The organism is Gulosibacter molinativorax, assembly GCF_003010915.2.
Taxonomy (GTDB): Bacteria; Actinomycetota; Actinomycetes; order Actinomycetales; family Microbacteriaceae; genus Gulosibacter; species Gulosibacter molinativorax.
In genome coordinates, this window is sequence record NZ_CP028426.1 from 2,590,967 (window position 1) to 2,615,003 (window position 24,037).

The window sequence follows — 24,037 nt, forward strand, 5'->3', positions numbered from 1 at the left end:
AGACGCGCGGCTTCAATGGCCGGACTAGGTTGGCTCGGCCTCACTTTGGTCCAACGCCGAGGCCACGATTCGAAGGTCAGAGCCTCTAGTCATATCGCGACCGCATCGCGAAGCGCCGACTCGGAAATCGAACGCCGAAGTAGCTGCGCCGGGAACACGTCGATGTCGTCACGCTTGAACAACTCACGCGTTTCTTCCATCAGGCCGGATGCCCGCATTAATAGGTTTCCGTCCCTTTCGTCCATATCGACGAGGATGTCGATGTCGCTATCCTCGCGAGCAGTCCCGCGGGCGACGGAACCAAACATTCTGGGATTTGTTGCGGAGTATTTGTCGAGCAGCAATTGAAACTCGTCACGGTGCAGGTCGACAAGCTCGCGGAGGGCGAGTGACTCCGGCGTCGGGACGATTTGCGACATACTTCGAGGGTACCGATCGCGCCGCAGAAGAACCACGCCCATACCGCCAGTCGTATTGACTCGGTAGCCTCTCGGCATGCCTACCCCCGAGTTCATCCTGGATCTGCGCGAGAAGATCGGTCATGACCTGCTGTGGCTGATCGGCTGCACGGCCGTCGTCGTGCGGCCTCATCAAACGGATGCGTTCGGTCACCAGGATGCGGTCATGGCGGCACGCGAGAGCGCGAGTATGCGCGCGGCGAGTGCGCCAACGGTCGGCTCCAACCGCCACCTCGGGAGCCTCGAGCCGTGGTCGGCGCTGCCCGCCGCGTCGGATGCGAATGCACGTGCATCCGAGGATGTGCTGCTCGTACGTCGCAGCGACGACGGGCTCTGGGCGCCGGTGACCGGAATCGTCGACCCTGGTGAGCATCCTGCCGTGGCCGCGGTGCGCGAGGCCCGAGAGGAAACCCGCGTCGAGTGCGCGGTCGAGCGGCTCGCGCAGGTGCACGTCACCGACCGGGTCACGCATCCGAATGGCGATCTCGCGCAGTACACCGGGCTCGTCTTCCGCTGCCGATACGTGGGCGGATCACCGGGCGCGGGCGACGACGAGGCGTTGGATGCGCGCTGGTGGCAGGCCTCGACGTTGCCGCCGATGCGCGAGTTGCATCGCGGCGCGATCCGTGCGGCGTTGAGCGGCCATCCGCTGTGCGAACTCGCGACCGGAGACGGAGTCATCCCCGTCTCCGGCTAGCGTTACCCCTCAGTGCACTGGCTTGCGCTCAGACCGCAACAGCGCCGACCCAAGCACCGCGAATAACAGGTTCCACAGTGCGATCGCGATTCGTGCCGTCTCGAATGACACCAGGGTCAGCGGGAGCAGCGGCACGAAGATGTAGACGTCGAGGATCAGGATGATCCATCGACGCCAGCCGTGCAGCTGGCCGCCACGCATCGCCGCGATACCGAACACGATGAGCATCGCGCCAATGAGGATCGAAAGCACGCCGTACACCGCTTCCGCGAGCGCGATCTGCGCCGACGGGTACACGGCTTCCGCGAGCCCGGCGACAACGAATTCGTGGACGCCGAAGAGCGCCATCACGACCACCGAACCGATCCCGCCGACCGCCGCGAGCTTGCCTTTGCCCGCAAAGCCCGATCGCCACACCACGTACAGCCCATACGCGATCGCGACGTGATGCACGAACAGGAAGACCTGTGTCGCGGCGTGGCCGGCCGCTGTGAGTGGATAGCTGAAGGCCTCCTTGCCGACCATACCCGGCACGACTGCCAACAATAAGCCGATTAACGTGCCCAGCACACCACCAACGATCAGGACCCAACCACCCAGACTGATGCTCCTTGAGGCGGGCATCACCGCCGAGGCGTACGCTTGCATTACCTTCTCCTTCCGACTCCGTTGTCGGTACTACCGACGGTACGAGCCGGGCGGCGAAGCCACATCCGTGGAATCACGCAATTGTCGAGGGCGACATGAGTACCGCACGTGGAGATGACTCGGACACGCACCGTGATTCCGCGCGCCCCGGCGATGAGCCGCACGGCGACGTGGTAAGTTACGCCGAGCTAGACGGCGACGTGCCGCACGACGATGGCCGACACGGCTCCGAGCTACTCAGCGTCGAATTACTCAGTGCCGCACGCGTACAAGCACGCAATGGTTCGCCGCAGCGCGCATGGGAGCTCGCGCAAAAGGTCGCGGTCATCGGTCGCACGACTCACAACCCGCAGCTCCTCGCTGACGCTGCCCTCGTGCTCACTGCTCCCTCAGTCGGCGCCTGGAATCTCTCGGCCGATCGCCACACCCTCGCGCTCGAAGCCATCCGAATGCTCGGTGACACCGATCCCCATCGAACCGCCCGACTGCGCGCGTTAATGGAGGTCACTCGAAACCCTTGGTATGCATCCGCCGACTTGCCCGATCCCGACCGGCTCGATCCCGACCGGCTCGACGAGGAACAGGCCGAACGTCGTTCCGCCGAGCTGCACGCGCGGGCCTCGCGCGCAGCCGGCGCGAGGGACGTAAACACGCGACTCGAGTGCGCGGATGCCCTCGCCGAGCTCGCCGCGAACTCCGGCCGAACGGAAGACGCGGCGTGGGCATCCCTGTGGCGGCTCGACGCATACTGCCAGCTCGGCAAGCGGGTGGAACTGAACGCCGACCTCATGGAGTTCGGTGCGATCGTGCGCCGCCTGGATGCGCCGATCTGGCACTGGCGCCTTGCCGCGTGTCGCGCATCCGTCGCGCTGCTCGATGGCAACCTCGAGGATGCGACGGACCTGATGGATCGGGCGCTCGAACTCGGCCAGTCGCTCGGCAGCGAGGAGGCGATCTTCGTCGATCTCGTGATGCGCTCCGCCTTCGCCGCCCAAACCGGCACGAATCTCGACGCAATAGAACCGCTGGTCCGCGTGGCAATCGCCGACGCTCCCTTTCTCGCCCAAACCTGGCATGCGCGCATCCTGCTGGCCCAAGGCCGCAAGGAAGATGCGGTCGCAATTTGGCACGCGATTCGGCCGAACATCGATCGAATCGCCTCCGACACCCGCGAGTGGATCGTGGCCCTCGCAACCCTCGCCGAGCTCTGCTTCGCGGCCGAGGATGCAGAAGCTGCGGCCACTCTGCGCGAGCAGTTGCTTCCCCTCGCTGGCCAGCACGTGACCGGCGGCATCCTGACACCGTATGAGGGTCCCGTCAGTCGCTTTCTCGGGCTGCTGTCACTCGCCCTCGGCGATCGCGTCACCGCGCGCAACCAATTCCAGGATGCGTTCGAGGAATCCGAGCGGATGCACGCGAAGCTGCACGCTGCCCGAGCCCAACAATTGCTCGAGCGCTACGGGGGTGACCACGGCATCCTCACCCGCCGGGAGCTTGACGTCGCCCGACTCGTGGCGGAAGGGCTCACGAATAAGGAGATCGCCGCGCGCCTGTTCCTCTCAGAACGCACCGTCGAAAGCCACGTGAGCCACGTCATCCGCAAGCTCGAAACCTCGGGGCGAGCCGGCGTCGCCCACAAGCTCGGTGCACCCTAACCCAAGCCGCTGTAACTCGCGGACTACAGCGTCTGCAGGCGACGCGTGATCTGGTCGAGGCCGCGGGCGATTGGCAACCGCCACTCGCGGGGCACCCGGAATTCCTCGCCGTGTCGTTCCACCAATCCGAGGTCGGCAAAGTCATTGAGGACGCGGCGTGCCTGCATTTCAGCGAGCATCACGACCGTTACCTCTTCGCCGAGATCCATGAGTGGCACGCCTTTGAGCGCGCTCGTGAAGTGAGCCACGATCAGCCCCAACGCGAGATCGTCATACTCTATTTGGCCAGGCTCGTCCTCGAATACGCATTCGTACCAAGTCCTGCTTTCGACGAGAGCCGTGATTAGATCGTCACTCGCATCGGCGGGAACCGATCCCGCTCCGTCCCAATTGCTCCCTGTCGGGCCACGCTTTACCTTCGTCGCGAGAACCTCGATAGCCCCGCTCACTCGAAGCGCGTCCCACCACATCACCAGCTCGCGAATGTCGAACGCCGACTGGACCTGCAGCTCTTCGAACGGCGACTCGCGAGCAGTACGCTTTGCAACGCCCACGGCGCGGATGCCGAGCATCCCCGCAACCCGCTCAATGTCGGCGCGACGCGGTGCGCCGATCGACGTTACCGGCTGACCCTTCTCGCCGAGCCAATCCACGAGCTCGAGCGTCGCCTTGTACAGCTTTGTCTTTGCAAACGCCTTCTCGCGCACCGAGGCCGTGAGCCCCTTCGCATCCTCTTCGGCCCACTCCACGAGCCCGCTCATGTCGAGCTCAGAAAGCGGCGGCGCCTCGATCGCGTCGTGCACATCTTCCCAGTCGGCTCGGTTCGGTGACGTCTCGAGGTGAAAGTGAACGAGTGCATCAATTGCCATCAGACCGTTACTGATGAGGTTCGCGTCAGCGTCTGGGTACGTTTCGTCGAAGGTATACGAGAGCATCTCGACATCCGAGGGCTCCTCGATGGGCCGACCCTGCTCACGCATGTAGCCGAACAGGTCGACCAAGAGGTGGTGAATGACCTCCGCGTCTTCATCGAATCCGCCTCCGGCCGAAAGCCATTCGCGAAATCCCAGCAGTAGCGGCTCGCCGCCGAAATCCGTGGGTGGCTCCTTGATGAAGGCCGCGCCGGTCCGGTTCGCCGGGAGTTCTGTCGCGGTCAGCAGCTCCGTAGCCAGCGACGCAACATCCATACCGCGAGACTTCGCCATCACGATCACCGCACCCGCGACTGCGAGCACACCGGCTTCGGAGACGACAAAGCCGCCGTTTCGCGCGATGAGCTGCCCTGTCGTCGCGGTCGCGCGTCCCTTCATGGCGAGCGACACAATGTCGCGCGCGAGATTCCTGCCCGGCTTGGAGAACAGCTTCGGCACGGATGCGCGGGCCAACTCGCGGGTGAGGGCAGGATCCGAATACCACTCATCGAGCAGCCCGAGCGAGACGCCAATGAGGTGAGAGCCAGCGGGACGGGTCTCCGATTCCTCGGGCTCGATCGAATCGTGAATGTCTACGGCGTCATCGGCATTACCGGATGCAATCGCGATTGTGATGTCGCGGAGTACCGCAAGCGCCAGGTCTCGATACAAGCCAATGGGCGTAAAGAGCTCCATGTTGCGACGCTCGACGGCCACTGCCATCGCCGCATTCAGGATGTCGAGGTCCGGCGGGTTGTCGGGATCATCCAGGTCGATTCCCTCGGCTTTGAGCAGCGGCGCGAGCTCCTCCAGGAGGTCCTCGGCCATGCCGGTCTTGCGCTGGATCCCTCGTCGCGCGAGTTCCTCAAAGAACTCCGGATCGACATCGTCAGAGTTGGCGATAATATCGTCACGCATTGGGCCAGGGTATGCGTTGCGCGTGGAAACTCGCCTCGCATTCTCGGCATCGCCGCAATTTGAAGCACAAATAGCGCATCAAAAGGTGCCTGCGAGCTTTTGGGCGGCTCAGCGTGCTCAGAATCGCAGCCGGCACGGGTGCATGATGGAAAGCAGCACTTTCCGCAACTCATTCGAGGGAGCAGCCAGCACATGCGAACCGTCAACGCCTACGGATCCATCAACGCCACCGACCCGCTCGTGCCGATGACGATCGAGCGCCGCGACGTCGGGCCGCACGACGTGCTCATCGACATCGACTACGCGGGCATCTGCCACTCCGATATCCACACGATCCGCGGCGAGTGGGGCGAGATCGCCTACCCGCAGGTCGTCGGTCACGAGATCGTCGGTCGCGTCGCCGAGGTTGGCTCCGAGGTGACGAAGCATCGCGTCGGCGACACCGTTGGCGTCGGCTGCCAGTCCAACTCGTGCCGCACGTGCGAGCAATGCCAGCTCGGGCACGACCAGTACTGCCTGAACGGCAACACCCAGACCTACGGCAGTGTCGACGCCGACGGCACGATCACGCAGGGCGGCTACTCCGAGGCGATCGTCACGAACGAGGACTACGTGCTCGGTATCCCCGCGGGCCTCGACCCCGCCAAGGCCGCGCCGCTCCTCTGCGCCGGCATCACGACCTACTCGCCGCTCAAGCACTGGGGTGCGGGTCCCGGCAAGCACGTCGCGATCCTCGGCATGGGCGGACTCGGCCACATGGGCGTGAAGCTCGCGGTCGCGCTCGGCGCCGATGTCACGGTGCTCTCGCGCGGCACGAAGAAGCGGGATGACGCGCTCGCCTTTGGTGCGCAGCGGTACGTCGACACGACGGATGCGGCGGCGATGGCCGAGCTGCGCGACAGCCTCGACGTGATCGTCAGCACGATCTCGGCGGGCTTCGACGTCACCGATTACCTCAAGCTGCTGCGCGTGGACGGTACATTCGTAAACGTGGGCGCCCCGTCAGAACCGTTCACCATCCCGCCGTTCCTGCTCGGCGGTCGTCGCCGCGCGCTCGCCGGCTCCACCACGGGAGGGATCGCCGAGATCCAGGAGATGCTCGAGTTCTGTGCCGAACACGGCATCCACCCCGAGACCGAGCTTGTCGCGGCAGAGGGCATCAACGAGGCCTGGGAGCGCGTGCTCTCGTCGGACGTGCGCTATCGCTTCGTCATCGACGCGCACACCCTCTAGCGTGGCTGCTCCGTCGGCTTCGCAGCAGGTGACCGGCAAGGTGCCGCTGATCGCGATCACCGGCTTCCTCGGCGCCGGAAAGACGAGCCTGCTCAATCACCTCTTGCGCGCGCCCGGTGCCCGGCTCGGCGTTGTCGTGAACGACTTCGGCACCATCAACGTGGATGCGGCACTCGTCTCCGGCCAGATCGATGAGGCCTCGACGATCTCGGGCGGATGCTTGTGTTGCCTTCCCGACGCGGGCGGGCTCGACGACGCCCTCGCGAAGCTCTCGCAGCCGAAACTCCGGCTGGATGCGATTCTCGTGGAGGCGAGCGGCGCGGCAGACCCGCTCGCGCTGGATCGGATCATCCGCTTCAGCAAGGTGCCTCGCATCCGCGCAGCCGGGATCGTCGAGGTTATCGACGCGGTCGAACACTTTCGCACGGTCGATCGGGTGCCCGAGCTGCCGCTTCGGTATGCCGTCGCGTCGCTCATCGTGATTGGCAAGACGGATCTGCTCTCCGAGCACGAACGCGAGGCGACGATCAGGGCAATCCGCGAGCGCGTCCTCGAACGGAACCCAGGGGCTGCGATCGTGATCGCCCGGGCCGGGCAGATCGATCCGGCGCTGGTGTTCGACACGGCGACCGAGGAAGACCCGCTCGATGAGCTGCCGATCGCTCAGTTGCTGCGGGAGGCGGCCGTCGAACACACCCACCACGACCACGCGCGGGCCGCGTCGGTCGCGCTGACGGAGCCCGTGTCCCCGAGCGCGCTCGTTGACCTGCTCGAGCAGCCGCCGGCCGGCGCCTACCGCATCAAGGGCCGTATCGGCGTGCGCCGAGGTGAGAGCGTGCACGGATTCCTCGTGAACGTCGTGGGCGGCACGATCCACGTGACACGGCTCGCGGATGCGCGTGTCGAGGGCGAGCTCGTCGCGATCGGCATGGAGCTCGACCAGGCTGCCACCGAGCGTCGTCTCGAGAACGTGGCCCGCGCATCCACCGAAGAGCCCGACACGGCGGGGTTCGAGCGACTGCAGCGATACCGCAGGCTCAGCAGTTAGGCCGGAGTGCGCATCCTGCACCCAGAAATTCTTCGAGTGAGCGGTTTTAGGATTTCGGCTTAAGGGCGCGAACCCCTGGCCCGAATTCGAGAGAAAGAGCTTCCATGACTGACGTAGATGCATTCCTCAACGGTCTCCCCGTCGACCAGCTCGCACAGCGCGTGGGCGCCTCGCCCGAAGAGGTCGAGCGCGCGCTGAACGACCTCGTCCCCTCGCTCGTCGGCGGTATGCAGGCGAACGCCCAGTCTCCTTCGGGCGCCGAATCATTGAACAACGCGCTGTCGCAGCACGTCGACGGCGCGACCTCGATCGACGAGGTCGACGAGGCCGATGGCCAGAAGATCACGCAGCACATCTTCGGCGGGCAGAAGGATGCGGTGGTCGAGAAGGTGGCCGAGAATTCCGGCACCGACCAGAACCTCATCCAGAAGCTGCTGCCCATCGTCGCGCCGATCATTCTGGCGATGCTCGCGAGCAAGATGTCGAAGCGCAACACTCCGAACAAGGATGCGGCGGATCAGCCCGATGCGGCTGGCACGGATGCCTCTGGCACCACGTCAACGCAGAGCGGCTCCGAAGGCAGCCTTGCGGATGTGCTTGGCGGCATCCTCGGCGGCGGTTCGTCCAGCGGCGGCCTCGGCGGCATTCTCGGCCAGCTCGGCGGCCTGCTCGGTGGCGGCCGCAAGTAGGGTTCGCAATCGATCTGGACGGGTGTGCTGGATCTCCCGGCACACCCGTTCACAGATTAAGCCAGAGCCCAGTCTTGTCATCGATTCGGAACGCTCCGGCGTCGAGCTTCTCGGCATACGAAGACAACCAGGCGCCGAACGAGGCGAACTCGATGGGCGCCTCAGGATCGTCCATCGGTAGATAGAAGATTTGCCCCACCTCCCCGGCCGGGAGCGGTTCGAGGTCCATGGCGTAACCGTCGCCCTCGGAGTCGGTGAACTGCAACCAACCCCGACAGTTCACGACCGGCCGCACTTTGTCCGGGGTAATCCAGTCAATGAAGTTCGCTCGGTCGTCGCCGAGGGCGCTCACGCGGATCTTCGACATCTCGACCATCGCATCCGCGCTGAGGAGCGTGTGGTGATCGAAGAGATCGAGCAGCCTGGTCGGATTTGACTGGCCATCGTGGCGCTCGAGGCTCCGCACGAAATCTGCAGGCAGCGGATGCCCGATCTCCCGCTCGAGCCGCTCCACGGCATCGCCGGTCACCGGCCCACGAAGTGTCTGCGCGACCCGCGGGAGCCGGTCGTACAGCACCCGCTCGATGATGTTCCACGCATCGTCGATGTCCATGCGTTGCCTTCCCTCATGAGTGTGACACTCGCTTGGTTTTTGACCGAGCAGGACCGCCGCCCAACCGCAGTCGTTATTCGTCGTGGAATCCTTTCATGGCGACCTTGTCCCGGATGCCGTGGCCAGCATCCGCCCGGTGGGCGCGCCAGAAGTGCCGTGATCTACGCAGCTTATTGCGGGACGTGGGCGATCGGAGCGCCATATTCTGAAAGAGTCGTTAAAGAATCGGTTTCGCCCGAAGGGAGCTCCCTCATGGTCATCGCAGGTCTTATCCTCGCCGGGCTGGCGGCACTCATCCACGTCTACATCTTCTACTTGGAGTCCGTTGTCTGGACCGGGGAGAGGGCGCGCGCCACGTTCGGGACGACACCCGAGCAGGCGAAGGTGACGAAGGCGCTGGCATTCAACCAGGGCTTTTACAACTTGTTTCTCGCAATCGCCGTCGTGATCGGAATCGTGTTCTTCGCGGTCGGCTCGCCCCAGGTTGGTGCGACGTTGGTGTTCACCGGTGCCGGGTCGATGGCCGCCGCTGCGCTCGTGCTGCTGCTTTCCAGCCCGGACAAGCGGGGTGCTGCCTTGAAGCAGGGCATGCTGCCGCTGCTGGGCGTAATCGCGCTCGCCGTCGGCCTCGTCATGTAACGCTCACGCCGACGCTGTTGTTCGGCACGGCGACACTGCCTGGCGAAAAAGAAAACCCCTGGTCTCCCAGGGGTTTTCGTTTCTATGAAGTTGTGGAGCCTAGGAGATTCGAACTCCTGACATCCTGCTTGCAAAGCAGGCGCTCTACCAGCTGAGCTAAGGCCCCGTATGTTCTGGCGAACAACAGGTCAATCCTAGCGGATTGAGTGGGGCTACGAGGACTTGAACCTCGGACCTCATCGTTATCAGCGATGCGCTCTAACCACCTGAGCTATAGCCCCTCTCGTGCCGAGATTTTCACTCGAAATGCCTTGGCACAAGAGAAGAGATTACCACCGATTTTCCATTCCGCAAAATCGGCGGCGAAGAATCTCTGACCTTTCCTAGGAGTTGGTGAAGCCGAACACGAGGCCACCCGTGAGGCGCACCGAGAGGTTGTACAGGAAGGCGCCGATCGCCGCGAGGGCGGTAGTCACCACGACCTCGAGGAGCGCGAGGATCGCCGAGAACCCGAGCACACCCTGGAAGTTGATGAACGACTCCACGGTGATGTCCTCGTTGCTCGTGACGTCGTTCAGCAGGCTATTGAACGAGTCCATCACGCCCGTGTTCGCCAGCACCACCCAAAGCAGGATTGCCGCGACGATGATCACGACGCCGATGCAGACCGCGATGATGAGCGCGAGCTTCACGACGGACCAGATGTCGAGTTGTACAAGACGAAGCCGCACTTGCTTATTGGAGGTGCGACGCTCCGACTTCTTTGCGAGCTTGTCCGCTACAGATGTCATGATCGTCGATCCTACTCGTCTGTCTCAGAGGCGGCATCATTTTCGGCCGCATCCTCGGTTTCTACGACCTCGGTTGCATCCTCGGGGGCTTCGACGGGCTCAACCGACTGGTCAGACTCAACCGCAGCGTCAGGCTCAACCGACGAATCGGCATCCTCGTCCTCGCCGAGGTCACGCTCGGTGTTCCGAGCAACGCCGACGACCGAGTCCTTCTTGTCCATGCGCGCGAACACGACGCCCATCGTGTCGCGACCCTTCGCGGGCACTTCGGAGACGTCGGAGCGCGCGACCTTGCCCGAATTCAGGATGACGAGCACTTCATCCTGCTCGTGCACGAGCAGCGCACCGGCGATCTCGCCGCGCTCCTCGGACTGCTTCATCACCTTGATACCGAGGCCACCGCGGCCCTGGATGCGGTAGTCATCCACCGAGGTGCGCTTCGCGTAGCCGGCCTCGGTCACGGTGAACACGTACAGATCCGAATCCGTGGCCACAGACGCATTAATGAGGTAGTCGCCGTCGCGGAAGCTCATGCCCTTCACACCCGAGGTGTCGCGACCCATCGGGCGCAGCTGCTCATTGTCCGCGATGAAGTGCAGCGACTGGCCAGCGTGCGAGAACAGGAAGATGTGGTCCCCATCCTTGATCGCCATCGCCGAGACGAGCTCGTCGCCGTCGCGAAGCTTGATCGCTATGACGCCAGCCTGGCGGTTCGTGTCGTAGAGCGAGAGCGCAGTCTTCTTCACGAGTCCGTTGCGGGTCGCCAGCACGAGGTAGTCCTGCTCCTCGTAGTTCTCGAGGTCGAGAATCTGGGCGACCTCTTCGCCCGGCTGCAGCGGCAGCAGGTTCGCGATGTGCTGACCCTTCGAGTCGCGGCCGGCTTCCACGAGTTCGTAGCACTTCGCCCGATACACGCGGCCGTAGTTCGTGAAGAACAGGAGCCAGTGGTGGGTGGTCGTGACGAAGAAGTGCTCGACGATGTCATCGGCCTTGAGCTGCGCCCCGCGCACACCCTTGCTGCCGCGGTGCGAAGACCGGTACTGGTCGCTGCGCGTGCGCTTGATGTAGCCGGCGCGGGTTACGGTGACGACCTGCTCCTCGACGGGGATGAGCTCCTCGTCGCTCACGCCGCCCTCGAAGCCGTGGAGGATCTCGGTGCGACGGTCGTCGCCGAAGCGGCGCACGATCTCCGTGAGCTCCTCCGAGATGATCTCGCGCTGCCGCTCCGGCGAGGCAAGGATTGCTTTGTATTCGAGGATGAGTGTCTCGAGTCGGTCTGCCTCGTCGGTGATCTTCTGGCGCTCGAGCGCGGCAAGGCGGCGAAGCTGCAGGTTCAGGATCGCGGAGGCCTGGATCTCGTCGACCCCGAGCAGCTCCATGAGGCCCGTGCGCGCGACCTCGACGGTGGCCGAGGCGCGGATGAGCGCAATCACCTCGTCGAGCGCATCCAGCGCCTTGAGGTAGCCGCGCAGGATGTGCACCTCTTCTTCGGCCTTGCGCAGTCGGTACTGGGTGCGGCGCACGATGACCTCGACCTGGTGGTCAAGCCAGTAGCTGATGAACCCGTCGAGCGCGAGCGTCTTCGGCGCCCCATCAACGATCGCAAGCATGTTCGCGCCGAACGTGTCCTGCAACTGCGTGTGCTTGTACAGGTTGTTCAGCACGACCTTCGCGACCGCGTCGCGCTTCAGGATGATCACGAGTCGCTGACCGGTGTGGCCGCTCGTCTCATCGCGGATGTCCGCAATGCCGTTGATCTTGCCGTCACGCACCATCTGCACGATGCGGTCCGACAGGTTGTCGGGGTTCACCTGGTACGGCAGCTCGGTGACGACGAGGCACGTGCGTCCGCCGATCTCCTCGACGTTCACGACGGCACGCATCGTGATCGAGCCGCGACCGGTCCGGTACGCCTCCTGGATGCCCTTGGTGCCCAGAATCTGCGCGCCGGTCGGGAAATCCGGGCCGTGGATGCGCTGCATCAGCGCCTCGAGCAGCTCCTCGCGGGATGCATCCGGGTGCTCGAGCGCCCACAGCGCACCATCGGCGACCTCACGGAGGTTGTGCGGCGGAATCTTGGTCGCCATACCGACTGCGATACCCTCCGACCCGTTGACGAGCAGGTTCGGGTAACGGGCAGGGAGGACGGTCGGCTCCTGCGTCTGACCGTCGTAGTTGTCCATGAAGTCGACGGTGTCTTCTTCAATGTCGCGCACCATCTCGAGCGCGAGCGGTGCCATCTTTGTCTCGGTGTAACGGGGAGCAGCAGCGCCGTCGTTACCTGCCGAGCCGAAGTTGCCCTGACCCTGCGCGAGCGGGTAGCGCATCGACCACGGCTGCACGAGGCGCACGAGCGTGTCGTAAATCGCCGAGTCACCGTGCGGGTGGTACTGACCCATCACGTCGCCGACGACGCGCGCACACTTTGAGAACGACTTGTCGGGGCGGTAGCCGCCGTCGTACATCCCGTAGATCACGCGGCGGTGGACGGGCTTCAGCCCATCCCGAACCTCGGGGAGCGCGCGCCCCACGATCACGCTCATCGCGTAGTCGAGGTACGAGCGCTGCATCTCGAGCTGCAGGTCTACCTGTTCAACCCGGTCGGTTACCGGAGCGTTTTCGCCCGCGCCATTGTCGTTGGTGAGATCAGTCTCATCAGCCATTTAAGTTGTCAGCCTCTTGTGTCAGAAGTTCGAAAAAAGTGGATGCGCGGGCTAGATGTCGAGGAATCGCACGTCGTGCGCGTTCTGCTGGATGAACGCACGGCGCGATTCGACGTCCTCGCCCATGAGCGTGGAGAAGACCTCGTCGGCCGCTTCCGCATCCGACATCGTGACCTGGCGAAGCGTGCGCGTTTCGGGGTTCATCGTCGTGTCCCAGAGCTCCGAGTAGTTCATCTCGCCGAGACCCTTGTAGCGCTGGATCGCGTTGTCCTTCGGCAGGCGACGCCCAGCCGCCTTGCCGCGCTCGATGAGCGCATCCCGCTCCTCGTCCGAGTAGGCGTACTCGTGCGCCGCGTTCGTCCACTTGAGGCGGTAGAGCGGCGGCATCGCGAGGTATACATAGCCCACCTCGATGAGCGGGCGCATGAACCGGAAGAGCACAGTGAGCAGCAGCGTGGTGATGTGCTGGCCATCAACATCCGCATCCGCCATCAGGATCACCTTGTGATAGCGCGCCTTCTCGGCATCGAAGTCGTCGCCGATTCCGGTACCAAACGCGGTGATCATCGACTGAATTTCGAGGTTCTGCAGGGCGCGGTCGATGCGCGCCTTCTCGACGTTCAGCACCTTGCCGCGCAGCGGCAGAATCGCCTGCGTGCGCGGGTTGCGCCCCTGCACCGCCGAGCCGCCGGCCGAGTCGCCCTCGACGAGGAAGATCTCGGATTCCGCTGGGTTTCGCGAGGAACAGTCGCGCAGCTTGCCGGGCATACCGCTCGACTCGAGCAGGCCCTTGCGGCGCGTCTGCTCGCGCGCGCGTCGGGCCGCGATGCGGGCGGCGGATGCTTGGCTCGCCTTGCGGATCACCTCGCGTGCCTGAGTCGGGTTGCGGTCGAGCCAGTCGTTGAGGGATGCGGTCATCACGCGCTGGACGTAGGACTTAGCCTCGGTGTTGCCGAGCTTCGTTTTCGTCTGGCCTTCGAACTGGGGCTCACCGAGCTTGACCGAGATGATGGCCGCGAGACCCTCGCGGACATCCTCACCAGAGAGGTTCTCGTCTTTGTCCTTGAGCAGGTTCTTGTCGCGCGCGTAGCGATTGATCACCGACGTGAGGGCAGAGCGGAATCCCTCAAGGTGGGTACCGCCCTCCTTGGTGTTAATCGTGTTCGCGAACGAGTGCACCGACTCGTTGTACGACTCGGTCCACTGCATCGCGACCTCGAGCGAGATCTTGGCTTCGTCATCTTCCTCGATGATCTCGATGACCTCGTCGTGGACGGGCTCGACCTTCTTGCGCTTGACGAGGTGCTCGACGTAGTCGACGAGACCACGGTCGTACTTGAAGACCTGCTTGCGCGGCTCCCACGCTTCCTCTTCGCCCGCGGCTTCCGGCTGCTCTTCGGCGACCGTGTCCTCGGTGATGACCTGAATCGACTCGGTCTCAAGCACCTCGCTCACGGTCTTGAGGCTCGCCTTGAGGGTGTTCGGGTTGCGCTCGTCGATGAGGGTGATGCGCAGGCCGCGATTGAGGAACGCCATCTGCTGGAAACGCGCGCGGAGGGTCTCGTAATCGAACTCGACGGTCTCGAAGATGTCGCCGTTCGGGTAGAACGTGATGTTCGTGCCGGTGTCGGTGACTTCCTTGCCACGCTTGATCTCGTGCTGCGGCACGCCGTCGGCGAACTCGAGCGACCACTCGTAGCCATCGCGGTGCACGACCGCGATGAAACGGTGCGACAGCGCGTTCACGACCGACGAACCGACGCCGTGCAGACCGCCCGACACCGCGTATCCGCCGCCGCCGAACTTGCCACCGGCGTGTAGCTTCGTGAGCACGACTTCGAGCGTCGAAACGCCCTCGACCGGGTGGAGCTCCACGGGAATGCCGCGGCCATTGTCGACCACGTTCGCGCCGCCGTCGGCCTGCAGCGTTACGACGATGTCGTCACAGTACCCAGCGAGAGACTCGTCCACCGAGTTGTCGACGATCTCATAGACGAGGTGGTGCAGACCGTCCGGGCCGGTCGAGCCGATGTACATACCCGGCCGCTTACGAACCGCTTCTAGTCCCTCGAGTACTTGGATCTCGCTTGCGCCATACTGGTTTTCCACCTTGTGGCTGCCGGGGACCTGGTGATTCGCTTCGGTCTCGCTCATCGATTCGGGCTCCTTGACGGTTCATGAAAAGTAATCAGCCCGGGACTCGCCCAGGGCAGACGTCCCATCCTACCAAGGACGCCGCCATTTAGCCTTAGAAGGCCTTCTAATCGGTTTTGACCCCTCACCCGTGGGTCAGTACGTGATCCCTATCCGTACGTGTCTCGAGGCCCGCGGCCGGGAATCGATCTCGGGCCGCGCTTCCAGGACGGCGCACCTGGATTGAGGAACTGGATCTCGTCGATTTCCGCATCCGGAACGCGCTCGCGAATCGTGGCGAGGATGGTCGAGCGGATGCTCCGCAGCTGCGTTGCCCACGCCGTCGAGTCGCACTGCACGACCAGCTTGCGTTCGTTGACGTAGAGCGGTTGCGTGTGCTGCGCCGTCTGCTCGCCGGCGAGCTGCGCCCAGTCGTTGATGACCTTCGCCTGTGCGAGCGGCCCCTGCCAGTTGTACTGCCGAAAGAGGCTGTCGAGGAGGTCTGCGGTGCCGATCGGATCGCGGTGCGGGCCGAACGCGAATTGTTCTTCCTTCGTCGCCTCCTGCTTCTTGTCGCCGCGCTGCTTGCGGCGATGAAACGAGGTGGTCTTGCCGCCGAACACCTCTTTGAAGCGGTTCCAGACCTCGGATGCCTCACTTTGTTCGGTCATCGGCCTCGCCCTGTGCATCATCCGCGACTTCCGCGGCCTGCGAGTCTTGCCCTGCCTGCGAATCTTGCGACTCCCGCACTGCGTGGCTGCTCGCCTGTTCCCCCACGATCGTTCCCGCCGAGATCCGAATGGTTCGGGTCCACAGTTCCTCGGGCAAGTCCTCCAGCACGGCGCACGTAATGAGGACCTGCTCGAAGCCTTCGATGGCCGTGGCAAGTCGGCTGCGACGTTGGCCGTCGAGTTCTGAGAACACGTCGTCCAGGATGAGCACCGGGTCGCCCGTGCGCGATTCCTCGCGAACCAGCTGCGCCGCGGCTAGCTTGAGCGACAGTGCGAACGACCACGACTCTCCCTGACTCGCGGTGATGCGTGCCGGGAGTCCGTTCAGCCAGAACGTCACGTCGTCGCGGTGGGGCCCAACGAGCGTCGTGCCCCGCTCGAATTCCCTGGCCTGCGCATCCTTCAGCCGAAGCGTGAATTGCTCGCGAATCTCCTCGACCGTGAGCTCCGAGTCGATCTCCCCACCCGCACCGTCTTCATCCATGAGCTTCTTGGCATCAGCGAGCGCCGACACGCGCATCGTCATCGTGGCGCCGTGGTCCGCATCCACGAGTGCCATGTAGCTCTTCGCGAGGTGCGGGCGAAGCCTGGTCACGAGCGCGAGCCGGGCCGCGATGATCTCGGTGCCGAGCATGATGAGCTGATCGTTCCAGACCTCGAGCGTGCCGAGCATCGCATCCGAAACCGTGCGCGATTTGGCCGAGCGAAGCAGCGAGTTGCGCTGCTTGAGGACACGTTCGTAGTTTGCGATGACGTCCGCAAGCCTTGGCGCGTGAGTGGCGAGCAGCGAATCGATGAAGCTGCGCCGCTGCTGGGGCTCGCCCCGGATGAGCGCGAGATCCTCCGGCGCGAACAACACGGTGTTGAAATACCGCGGCAGCTCGCGCGCCTTCACGGGATGCCCACTCACGCGGGCCTTGTTTGACCCCGATTTCGTGATCTCGACGTCGATGCTGAGCCGGCGTGGTCCGTGCGCGAGCTCGGCCCGAATGATTGCCGCATCCTCGCCAAACTTCACGAGTGCCGAATCGCTCGAGACCCGGTGCGACCGAAGACTCGACAGGTACGCGATCGCCTCAACCAGGTTCGTCTTGCCCTGCCCATTGACGCCCTCGAAGATGCGCACACCGGGTGCCAGATCGAGATCCGCGGATGCGTAATTACGGAAATTGCGCAGCGTGAGGTGAGTGACGTGCACCGCTTATCGCATGAGCAGATTCGGCTGCAGCAGGTAGCGGAACGTGTCGTTTTCGGCGGGCTCGTCGAGCGAAGTCTGGCCGCTCAGGAGGACGGGGCCCGGCTTGTTCGGGTTGTCCGTTGCCGTAAACGCGATCTTCACGAACGCCGAGTGGATCGCACTGACTCCGTCGAGCAGGAACTGCGGCTTGAGTGACACAACGATCCCGTTGCCGACGAGGTTCGCGCTGAGTTCCTCCGAACCCGCTGCCTGCTCGGCACCGTGTGCCTGCAGCGTCAGACCCTCGTCGGTGAACGAGAATCTCAGCGCCTGCTCGCGCTCCAGGACAAGTTGCATACGGCGAACCGCGTCGACGACCTCGCTGCCCTGAATGACGGCGAAGTGCGGGGTATCCGCAGGGAAGAGTCGCGAGACTGCCGGGAAGTTGCCCTTGATGAGCAGCGACGTGACGGTGCGGCCATCCGCGGTGAACGCGATGAGCTGGCGTTCACCTTCCGTGACGAGCGTGATGACAACCTCGCTCGCGTGCGAGAAGGACTTACCAACCTCGCTCAGGGTGCGAGCCGGCACGAGGGCCTGGTCACCCTCGTTGAAGTTGCTCTGCCAGTTGATGGTGCGAACGGCAACGCGGTAGCGGTCGGTCGCAACGAGGCTGAGCTCGTTGGGCGCGAGCGTGAGATTCACACCGGTGATAACGGGCGCGACATCCTCCTTGGATGCGGCCACCGACACCTGGCCGATTGCCTCGGAGAAATCCTCGCCCGAGACCACTCCGGTCGTGCCATCGACGACGGGAAGCGTCGGGAACTCTTCGATCGGCATCGTCGGCAGCGAGAAGTTTGCTCGGCCACAGGTGATTGCCACACCCTGATCAGTGCGCTCGACTGTTACGGGGGCATCCGGGAGACGGTTAGCGATGTCGGCGAGCAGTCGACCCTGGACCAGTACCGCGCCAGCCTCCTCGACCTGCGCATCCACCGCCGTGCGGCTTGAAACTTCGTAGTCGAACGACGACAGCGAGAGGCCAGCGTCCGTGGCTTCGAGCACCACACCACTCAGAATCGGCAGCGTCGGTCGTTGAGGCAAGAGCTTCACGATGAATGACACTGCGTCGCTGAATACGTCGCGGTTGACCTCGAACTTCACGGTGCGTCCTCCTGTGGTTGGTGGAGAACTAATGCTAGCCGCATCTTGCGACATAAAAATCAAGCTCCAGGATGCGCTGCCTGCTACGGACTTGGACGTCTGTGGGAGCGGTTTGGGACGCACAGTTTCACTCGATTATTTGTTCGATACCCTTGGGTCAAGGACGTGTTGACGCGTTTTCGGGCGCCTCAAGCTCGGCTCGGCGGTCAATGTCACGAGCAGGCCTTGGATGAAATTTAAATCTGCAACCGCACTATTAACACCTGTGGATAATGTGGATAACTCTGTGGATGCTTGTTCGCAGTAGGGAACTACATTCGTGTGAGTTGTGATTGGTCGGTGAACGGAAAGTGATCTTTGCTGACATCCATGTGAATGGAAATCGAGATATCCACAGGGATATACGATTTCTCCACAGTTTTGGGCCCCGGTTCGGGTGAGTTATCCACAGTTTGTGGAAACCGAGGCGCAAAAACTTGTCCACCGAGATTCCAGCGGTTCCACACAGAGTTATCCACTGGACCTGTGGATAACTCTGTGTGACTGTGGATTACGTGACCGAGGCGCAAAAAGCCCACACGATTGTGTGGGCAGAGGGATTTTGCGAGTGGGGAATTCGCATGGGCCGAGATTCCGCGTGTGTCGAGAATCGCGCGGGGCGGGAGTCTGCGGGGCGCCAGTTAGTTCTTACTCGCCTGGCGAATGCGCGAAGTGAGCTCGGTGACCTGGTTATACACCGAGCGGTCTTCGGTAATGAGCTTGGTGATCTTGCGGTGGGCGTACATCACGGTCGTGTGGTCGCGACCGCCGAAGAGCTGTCCGATCTTCGGCAGGGAGAGATTGGTCATTTCGCGGCACAGGTACATCGCGACCTGTCGACTCGTGGCGATCGCCTGTGAACGGCTCGAACCGTAGAGGTCTTCGACACTGAGGTGGAAGTAGTCGGCGGTCTCGCGAATGATCTCCTGGGGGGAGATGATGCTGGGCTCATCGTTAATCAGCAGGTCTTTGAGCACGAGGCTCACGAGATTCAGGTCGATGGCTTGTTGATTGAGATTCGCATACGCGGTGACGCGGATGAGCGTGCCCTCGAGCTCACGAATTGAGCCGTTGACGTGGGCGGCGATGAACTCGATCGCATCCTTCGGCAACGAAATGTCGTCGGCTTGCGCCTTCTTACGAAGAATTGCGATACGCGTCTCGAGGTCGGGGGCAGAGACGTCGGTGATGAGTCCCCACTCAAAGCGGGAACGCATCCGGTTTTCAAACCCCGTGAGCTGCTTCGGCGGCACGTCAGAGGTAATGACGACCTGCTTGTTGTGCTCGTGCAGCGTGTTAAAAGTGTGGAAGAAGGCCTCCATCGTGGAGTCCTTGCCCTGCAGAAACTGAATATCGTCGATCATCAGGATGTCGTTGTTGCGATAGCGCGCATGGAACTCCTGCGCGCGGTTGTCCGCAATCGAGTTGATGAAGTCGTTCGTGAACTCTTCGCTCGAGACGTACCGCACCTGAATCCCGGGGTAGATATTCTCGGCGTAGTTGCCGATCGCGTGGAGCAGGTGCGTCTTGCCAAGACCGGAATCCCCGTAGATAAAGAGGGGGTTGTAGCTGCGGGCGGGGGCTTCGGCGACGGCGACCGCAGCCGCATGCGCGAACCGGTTCGATGAACCGATGATGAAATTCTCAAAGTTGTAGCGCCGATTGAGCCGAGAGTCGTGGACCGGTGCGGGGGTCGGAGCCTCCGCGTGGTATGGCGCCTGCTGCCGACCCTGCGGCAAGGGAGCAGCCTGTGAATAACCAGTGGAAAACGGTTCGCTCAACACCTCGGTTTGGGCGAGAGAAGCTTGTTCCAGCGCGCTTGGGTGATCGGGCTCGACTTCATAAACTTGCGTGTCAAGCGGCGGCTGTTGACGGATATCGGGATTCACGACGACGGCGAAGTTCGCGATTTCCATCTCGGTAGGAAGCTTGCTGATTGCCTCGAAGAGGGGCTCTCGACCGCGCTGCTCGATCATCGTGCGGGTCATATCGTTCGGCACTTCGAGGTAAATTGTGCCGCTCATCACGCCTTTTGGCTCGACGATGCGAAAGAACGCCCGCATCGATGCGGATACCGTCTCGTTCGTTTCGAGTGTGTTGAGGAGTGCTGACCAGATGACGCTGACGTCTTCGGTCATGACTGGCTCCTCGGGTTGCGTAGTGTTCCGTGACTCGAGTCGTTCTCGAGGTACAGGCGTGTCGGGCTTGATCCTCTCCCGTGCCTGCCTGTGCCGGCAAGTTATGCACAGTGCCTGTGGATAACTGTGGAATCTGTGAATAATAGTAGCGGTAGACCGACCAGCATAAGACCACCCGGAGGGATTCTGTCAATCCTTTTTAGAGTCTTCGGCGCGTCGCTCCGCAATCCTGTGGGTAGGGTGGTAGATAACACCGCACCTCAAGTACTACTTGACCTAGATCTCGGCAGAGATGTAGTCTATTGCGGTTGAGCCCGTAGTCAGGGCGATTAGTCGTTTCCCCGTTGACGGGGCTACAAATCCCGGAGTCAATTTATGTCCAAGCGTACTTTCCAGCCGAACAACCGCCGCCGCTCGAAGAAGCACGGCTTCCGCCTTCGCATGCGCACTCGCGCCGGCCGCGCGATCCTCGCGTCGCGCCGCTCGAAGGGCCGCAAGGTCCTCTCGGCGTAACGTCATTGCTAGCTCACCCGAATCGGGTCACTCGAGGCGACGATTACCGTCGAATTTCTCGTAGGGGCACTCGGGTAAGTGCACGTGGGCTCGTCGTTCTCGCCGAGCTTCGCGCCGACGCAACTGCACCCACTCGATTCGGATTCATCATCACGAAGCGGGTGGGTGTTGCTGTTGTACGCAATCGACTTCGTCGTCGGCTCAAGGCGATCTCGCGCGAGCTTCTCGTGCTGATCCCTACGGGAGCCTCCTTCATCATCCGCGTCTTTCCGGAAGCTGCGGACCTTTCTTATGACGAGCTGCGAACGCGAACGCGCGCGGCGACCCTCAGCGCATCGGAGCGAATTGGTGTGACGGCGATTCCAGAGCAATGCTCGTGTGCGGATGTGGTCGATTAACGTGCTTCGAGCACTTCACAATCTCGTCCTGGCACCGCGCAATCTCGGAGTGGCGCTTTTGCTCGTCTACCGGAAGGTTATTTCGCCCATTTACGGTGACGTTTGCCGCTATTACCCGACGTGTTCCGCGTATGGTTTAGAAGCAGTACAGGTATACGGACTCCTGCGGGGTAGCTGGATGGCGCTCCGGCGCATCCTTCGTTGTCACCCCTGGGCGAAACCCGATTTCGACGAGGTGCCTGAACCCAAGCGCGCCTTTGACATCCGCATCACCGCCCCTGGATTCGTAGTATCAACCCTCCAACCGAAAGACTGACCCCTCTCAATGGACTTTTTAGACACACTCCTGTGGCCACTTCGCTGGGTCATTGAAGCCGTCCTCGTGGGTGGCCACTGGCTCCTCACGCAGGTGGGGTTGGGCGATCTCGGTGGTTGGACCTGGATTCTTTCGATCTTCCTGCTCGTGATCATCGTCCGCTCGGCAATGATTCCGCTGACGGTTCGGCAGCTGAAATCGATGCGCGGCATGATGGAGCTCCAGCCTGAGCTCAAGCGCATCCAGGATAAGTACAAGGGCAAGCGCGATCAGTTCTCGCAGCAGGCGATGCAGCAAGAGACGATGGCGCTGTACAAGGAGCATGGCTCGAGCCCATTGTCGGGCTGCTGGCCGATGCTCATCCAGATGCCGATCTTCTTCGCCCTGTTCCGCGTGCTGAACACGGCGAACAGTAACCAGGCCGGTGTCGGCGCGATGAACCTCGAGCTCGCGCACTCCTTCTCAAGCTCCGAGATCTTCGGGGCCCCGCTTAGCGCCACGCTGATGGATAACGGTGGCAACACCTCGGTCATCATCACCGCCATCTTGATCATCGTCCTGATGGTCTCAACCCAGTTCTTCACCCAGTTCCAGATCACTGCACAAAACATCTCGCCGGCGGCCAAGGAGTCGCCGATGTTCAAGCAGCAGCAGATGATGATGTACCTCCTGCCGCTCGTGATGGCAGTCTCGGGCCTCATGTTCCCGATCGGTGTGATGAGCTACTGGGCGTTGTCAAACCTGTGGACGATGGGTCAGCAGTGGGTCACCATTCGCCAGATGCCGACGCCGGGTTCGGACGCCGCGAAGAAGCGCGAGGAGCGACTGCGCCGTCAGGGCAAGTGGGAGACTTCGGCCGATAACCCCGCGAACCAGAAGAAGAAGAAGGGCGCGCCGGTCGAGGAAATCGTCGAGAAGCCGCAGGGTCAGCGCGAGCAGCCGATGTCGAAGCAGCGCGCTAAGAAGAAGAAAAAGAAGAAGTAGTTTTGATTTAGGCGCAGGCTCTGCCTGCTGCCCACGTTCCGCCGAAAGGGAAGTAAATGACGAGCGGCATTAGAGAAGACGAGCGCCACGAAGACGCACTCGAGCAGTCGGAATCGATCGAGGACGCGACCACCGTGACTGACGAGACTGACCTCGTCGAGGGCGGATCTGAGTCGGCCACGGACGCGTCCGAGTCTGCTGAGGACGACGCTGCGGACGACGACGAGATCGACGCCGGCGCGGGCGACGACGTGGCAAGTTTAGACGACGACGCGGACGAGGAAGACCGCGACGAGGGTGACATTGCCGCCGACTACATCGAGGAGCTCCTCGACATCGCTGATGTCGATGGTGACCTCGAGATCGATGTCCGTGGCGGACGCACCTATGTTTCGGTGACCGCTGATGGTGACTCGAACCTCTCGAAGTTGTCGTCTAACCAAGTCGTGGATGCGCTGCAGCAGCTCACGCGGCTCGCGGTGCAGGCTGAGACCGGCGAGTTCTCACGATTGATTCTCGATATTGGCGGCTCGCGAGAGTCGCGCAAGAAGGAGCTTGAGGACCTCGTGGGTCGGGCGATCGAGCGGATTGAGGGCGGTGCGTCCAAGGCGGCTCTGCCGCCGATGTCCTCGTACGAGCGGAAGATTGTGCACGACATCGCTGCCGAGCGCGGATATCACTCCGAGAGCGAGGGTGAGGGTCGCGACCGTCACACGGTGCTCCAGGCTCAGGACTAGTCACCAGCGTGGATATTCCAGAGGCAATCAACGAGGTCGAGATCGAAGGCGAGCGCGTCGAGGTTGAGGCGCGCCCTGCTGTTGCTGACGAGATATTCGGCGACCGCGTTGGGCTCGCGCAGGCCTATGCCAACGCGCTCGCTCGGGACGGGGAATTGCTCGGACTGCTCGGGCCGTTGGAGTATCCCCGACTGTGGACGAGGCACATCATCAATTCGGCGTTGATCGCTCCACTGCTTCACGGCGAAGTTGGCGACGTTGGTTCGGGCGCTGGCCTCCCCGGGATTCCTCTCGCGATTGCGAGACCGGATGTGCAGTTCACTCTGATCGAGCCGATGGAGCGTCGGCACGATTGGCTGGTACAGCAGATCGGCGACCTCGAACTCGACAACGTGAAGGCAGTTCGTGGACGAGCGGAAGATATCGCTGAAACGGTCGCCTTCGATCAAGTCACCGCGCGTGCAGTTGCCGCGCTCTCGAAGCTCCTACCGTGGACGGTTCCGCTCGTGAAGTATGGCGGTGAGATCGTTCTTCTCAAGGGTCGCTCGGCCGAGGCCGAAATCACGAAGGCCGCCAAGGTCATTCGCCGATATGGACTCGAAGATATTCGGGTCGAAGAGGTTGGCGAGGGCCTCGACACCGAACCCACCCGGGTGGTTCGCGCGACGGTGCAGTAACGCCCCTCCCAGCAGGATCTTGAGTCAACCGGACGCAAACCACGGATCGGAACGTTGGCTCGGG

General features: G+C 62.7%; 23 protein-coding genes and 2 tRNA genes. 12 read left to right on the forward strand and 13 right to left on the reverse strand.

All coding sequences use genetic code 11. The annotated features are described in order from the left end of the window. Positions 1–89 precede the first annotated feature (89 nt). Entirely contained in the window at positions 90–419 is a 330-nt protein-coding gene (locus GMOLON4_RS11920) for a nucleotidyltransferase family protein (protein WP_026937097.1), read from the reverse strand. Positions 420–495: 76 nt separating this feature from the next. Here GMOLON4_RS11920 and GMOLON4_RS11925 point away from each other — a divergent pair, with 76 nt between their 5' ends. Beyond that, positions 496–1,155 (forward strand): NUDIX hydrolase, encoded by a 660-nt coding sequence (locus GMOLON4_RS11925; protein ID WP_051266908.1) that lies wholly within the window; start codon positions 496–498, stop codon positions 1,153–1,155. Between the two features lie 9 nt (positions 1,156–1,164). Here the strand turns inward: GMOLON4_RS11925 and GMOLON4_RS11930 are convergent, their stop codons facing one another. Beyond that, on the reverse strand, positions 1,165–1,803 hold the full coding sequence (locus tag GMOLON4_RS11930; RefSeq protein ID WP_026937096.1) for a hypothetical protein: 639 nt from the start codon (positions 1,801–1,803) through the stop codon (positions 1,165–1,167). A 95-nt stretch (positions 1,804–1,898) separates the two neighbouring features. Between GMOLON4_RS11930 and GMOLON4_RS11935 the strand changes: the two genes are divergently transcribed. Continuing rightward, the gene (locus GMOLON4_RS11935; protein ID WP_026937095.1) at positions 1,899–3,458 is read left to right on the forward strand and encodes a helix-turn-helix transcriptional regulator; all 1,560 of its coding nucleotides are present in this window, start codon (positions 1,899–1,901) and stop codon (positions 3,456–3,458) included. A 23-nt stretch (positions 3,459–3,481) separates the two neighbouring features. Here the strand turns inward: GMOLON4_RS11935 and GMOLON4_RS11940 are convergent, their stop codons facing one another. Then, entirely contained in the window at positions 3,482–5,287 is a 1,806-nt protein-coding gene (locus GMOLON4_RS11940) for a hypothetical protein (RefSeq protein WP_026937094.1), read from the reverse strand. Positions 5,288–5,479: 192 nt separating this feature from the next. Between GMOLON4_RS11940 and GMOLON4_RS11945 the strand changes: the two genes are divergently transcribed. From GMOLON4_RS11945 to GMOLON4_RS11955, 3 genes are all read left to right on the forward strand, one after another. Beyond that, positions 5,480–6,520, forward strand: coding sequence for an NAD(P)-dependent alcohol dehydrogenase (locus tag GMOLON4_RS11945; protein WP_026937093.1), 1,041 nt, complete (start codon positions 5,480–5,482; stop codon positions 6,518–6,520). A 1-nt stretch (position 6,521) separates the two neighbouring features. Further along, entirely contained in the window at positions 6,522–7,568 is a 1,047-nt protein-coding gene (locus GMOLON4_RS11950; protein WP_051266905.1) for a CobW family GTP-binding protein, read from the forward strand. A 104-nt stretch (positions 7,569–7,672) separates the two neighbouring features. Continuing rightward, positions 7,673–8,257, forward strand: coding sequence for a DUF937 domain-containing protein (locus tag GMOLON4_RS11955; RefSeq protein ID WP_026937091.1), 585 nt, complete (start codon positions 7,673–7,675; stop codon positions 8,255–8,257). Between the two features lie 49 nt (positions 8,258–8,306). Here GMOLON4_RS11955 and GMOLON4_RS11960 read toward each other — a convergent pair whose 3' ends face one another. Then, on the reverse strand, positions 8,307–8,870 hold the full coding sequence (locus GMOLON4_RS11960; RefSeq protein ID WP_026937090.1) for an SMI1/KNR4 family protein: 564 nt from the start codon (positions 8,868–8,870) through the stop codon (positions 8,307–8,309). 252 nt (positions 8,871–9,122) lie between these two features. Here GMOLON4_RS11960 and GMOLON4_RS11965 point away from each other — a divergent pair, with 252 nt between their 5' ends. Continuing rightward, positions 9,123–9,509: a DUF1304 domain-containing protein gene (locus GMOLON4_RS11965; RefSeq protein WP_026937089.1), complete on the forward strand. Its 387-nt coding sequence runs from the start codon at positions 9,123–9,125 to the stop codon at positions 9,507–9,509. 93 nt (positions 9,510–9,602) lie between these two features. On the opposite strand, the gene GMOLON4_RS11970 is transcribed toward GMOLON4_RS11965, so the two are convergent. The 9 genes from GMOLON4_RS11970 to dnaA form a co-directional block, all read right to left on the reverse strand. Next, positions 9,603–9,675 (reverse strand) — tRNA-Ala (locus tag GMOLON4_RS11970). A gap of 41 nt (positions 9,676–9,716) precedes the next feature. After that, positions 9,717–9,790 (reverse strand) — tRNA-Ile (locus GMOLON4_RS11975). 102 nt (positions 9,791–9,892) lie between these two features. Next, positions 9,893–10,300, reverse strand: a complete 408-nt coding sequence (locus GMOLON4_RS11980; protein ID WP_026937088.1) for a DUF3566 domain-containing protein — start codon at positions 10,298–10,300, stop codon at positions 9,893–9,895. 11 nt (positions 10,301–10,311) lie between these two features. Then, the gene (gene gyrA, locus GMOLON4_RS11985) at positions 10,312–12,963 is read right to left on the reverse strand and encodes a DNA gyrase subunit A (RefSeq protein ID WP_026937087.1); all 2,652 of its coding nucleotides are present in this window, start codon (positions 12,961–12,963) and stop codon (positions 10,312–10,314) included. A 51-nt stretch (positions 12,964–13,014) separates the two neighbouring features. Continuing rightward, a complete protein-coding gene (gene gyrB / locus GMOLON4_RS11990; protein ID WP_026937086.1) occupies positions 13,015–15,117 on the reverse strand; it encodes a DNA topoisomerase (ATP-hydrolyzing) subunit B in 2,103 nt (700 codons plus the stop codon). A gap of 149 nt (positions 15,118–15,266) precedes the next feature. Beyond that, positions 15,267–15,767 (reverse strand): DUF721 domain-containing protein, encoded by a 501-nt coding sequence (locus GMOLON4_RS11995; RefSeq protein WP_245575460.1) that lies wholly within the window; start codon positions 15,765–15,767, stop codon positions 15,267–15,269. Next, positions 15,751–17,025, reverse strand: a complete 1,275-nt coding sequence (recF, locus tag GMOLON4_RS12000) for a DNA replication/repair protein RecF (protein ID WP_051266903.1) — start codon at positions 17,023–17,025, stop codon at positions 15,751–15,753. The genes GMOLON4_RS11995 and recF overlap by 17 nt, the downstream gene beginning before the upstream one ends. 3 nt (positions 17,026–17,028) lie before the next feature. Then, entirely contained in the window at positions 17,029–18,171 is a 1,143-nt protein-coding gene (gene dnaN / locus GMOLON4_RS12005) for a DNA polymerase III subunit beta (RefSeq protein ID WP_026937084.1), read from the reverse strand. A 680-nt stretch (positions 18,172–18,851) separates the two neighbouring features. Then, on the reverse strand, positions 18,852–20,348 hold the full coding sequence (dnaA, locus tag GMOLON4_RS12010; RefSeq protein ID WP_026937083.1) for a chromosomal replication initiator protein DnaA: 1,497 nt from the start codon (positions 20,346–20,348) through the stop codon (positions 18,852–18,854). Positions 20,349–20,723: 375 nt separating this feature from the next. On the opposite strand from dnaA, the gene rpmH reads away from it, so the two are divergent. The 6 genes from rpmH (at position 20,724) to rsmG (ending at position 23,973) form a co-directional block, all read left to right on the forward strand. After that, positions 20,724–20,861, forward strand: coding sequence for a 50S ribosomal protein L34 (gene rpmH, locus GMOLON4_RS12015; protein ID WP_026937082.1), 138 nt, complete (start codon positions 20,724–20,726; stop codon positions 20,859–20,861). A gap of 5 nt (positions 20,862–20,866) precedes the next feature. Then, positions 20,867–21,259, forward strand: coding sequence for a ribonuclease P protein component (rnpA, locus tag GMOLON4_RS16445; protein WP_051266901.1), 393 nt, complete (start codon positions 20,867–20,869; stop codon positions 21,257–21,259). Beyond that, on the forward strand, positions 21,246–21,575 hold the full coding sequence (gene yidD, locus GMOLON4_RS12020; protein ID WP_181244114.1) for a membrane protein insertion efficiency factor YidD: 330 nt from the start codon (positions 21,246–21,248) through the stop codon (positions 21,573–21,575). Before rnpA ends, yidD begins: the two co-directional genes overlap by 14 nt. A gap of 9 nt (positions 21,576–21,584) precedes the next feature. Then, positions 21,585–22,559, forward strand: a complete 975-nt coding sequence (gene yidC, locus GMOLON4_RS12025; protein WP_026937081.1) for a membrane protein insertase YidC — start codon at positions 21,585–21,587, stop codon at positions 22,557–22,559. Positions 22,560–22,786: 227 nt separating this feature from the next. Beyond that, positions 22,787–23,296 carry a Jag family protein gene (locus GMOLON4_RS12030; protein WP_407648561.1) on the forward strand — a complete coding sequence of 170 codons (510 nt, stop codon included), beginning with the start codon at positions 22,787–22,789 and terminating at the stop codon, positions 23,294–23,296. 14 nt (positions 23,297–23,310) lie between these two features. After that, a complete protein-coding gene (rsmG, locus tag GMOLON4_RS12035; RefSeq protein ID WP_245575465.1) occupies positions 23,311–23,973 on the forward strand; it encodes a 16S rRNA (guanine(527)-N(7))-methyltransferase RsmG in 663 nt (220 codons plus the stop codon). The last annotated feature ends 64 nt before the right edge of the window (positions 23,974–24,037 follow it).

What these genes read in the sequence shown, in the direction of transcription:
- GMOLON4_RS11920 (WP_026937097.1), bottom strand. Translation starts at nt 419, where the DNA reads ATGTCGCAAATCGTCCCGACGCCGGAGTCACTCGCCCTCCGCGAGCTT.
- GMOLON4_RS11925 (WP_051266908.1), top strand. Translation starts at nt 496, where the DNA reads ATGCCTACCCCCGAGTTCATCCTGGATCTGCGCGAGAAGATCGGTCAT.
- GMOLON4_RS11930 (WP_026937096.1), bottom strand. Translation starts at nt 1,803, where the DNA reads ATGCAAGCGTACGCCTCGGCGGTGATGCCCGCCTCAAGGAGCATCAGT.
- GMOLON4_RS11935 (WP_026937095.1), top strand. Translation starts at nt 1,899, where the DNA reads ATGAGTACCGCACGTGGAGATGACTCGGACACGCACCGTGATTCCGCG.
- GMOLON4_RS11940 (WP_026937094.1), bottom strand. Translation starts at nt 5,287, where the DNA reads ATGCGTGACGATATTATCGCCAACTCTGACGATGTCGATCCGGAGTTC.
- GMOLON4_RS11945 (WP_026937093.1), top strand. Translation starts at nt 5,480, where the DNA reads ATGCGAACCGTCAACGCCTACGGATCCATCAACGCCACCGACCCGCTC.
- GMOLON4_RS11955 (WP_026937091.1), top strand. Translation starts at nt 7,673, where the DNA reads ATGACTGACGTAGATGCATTCCTCAACGGTCTCCCCGTCGACCAGCTC.
- GMOLON4_RS11960 (WP_026937090.1), bottom strand. Translation starts at nt 8,870, where the DNA reads ATGGACATCGACGATGCGTGGAACATCATCGAGCGGGTGCTGTACGAC.
- GMOLON4_RS11965 (WP_026937089.1), top strand. Translation starts at nt 9,123, where the DNA reads ATGGTCATCGCAGGTCTTATCCTCGCCGGGCTGGCGGCACTCATCCAC.
- GMOLON4_RS11980 (WP_026937088.1), bottom strand. Translation starts at nt 10,300, where the DNA reads ATGACATCTGTAGCGGACAAGCTCGCAAAGAAGTCGGAGCGTCGCACC.
- gyrA (WP_026937087.1), bottom strand. Translation starts at nt 12,963, where the DNA reads ATGGCTGATGAGACTGATCTCACCAACGACAATGGCGCGGGCGAAAAC.
- gyrB (WP_026937086.1), bottom strand. Translation starts at nt 15,117, where the DNA reads ATGAGCGAGACCGAAGCGAATCACCAGGTCCCCGGCAGCCACAAGGTG.
- GMOLON4_RS11995 (WP_245575460.1), bottom strand. Translation starts at nt 15,767, where the DNA reads ATGACCGAACAAAGTGAGGCATCCGAGGTCTGGAACCGCTTCAAAGAG.
- dnaA (WP_026937083.1), bottom strand. Translation starts at nt 20,348, where the DNA reads ATGACCGAAGACGTCAGCGTCATCTGGTCAGCACTCCTCAACACACTC.
- rpmH (WP_026937082.1), top strand. Translation starts at nt 20,724, where the DNA reads ATGTCCAAGCGTACTTTCCAGCCGAACAACCGCCGCCGCTCGAAGAAG.
- yidD (WP_181244114.1), top strand. Translation starts at nt 21,246, where the DNA reads ATGTGGTCGATTAACGTGCTTCGAGCACTTCACAATCTCGTCCTGGCA.
- yidC (WP_026937081.1), top strand. Translation starts at nt 21,585, where the DNA reads ATGGACTTTTTAGACACACTCCTGTGGCCACTTCGCTGGGTCATTGAA.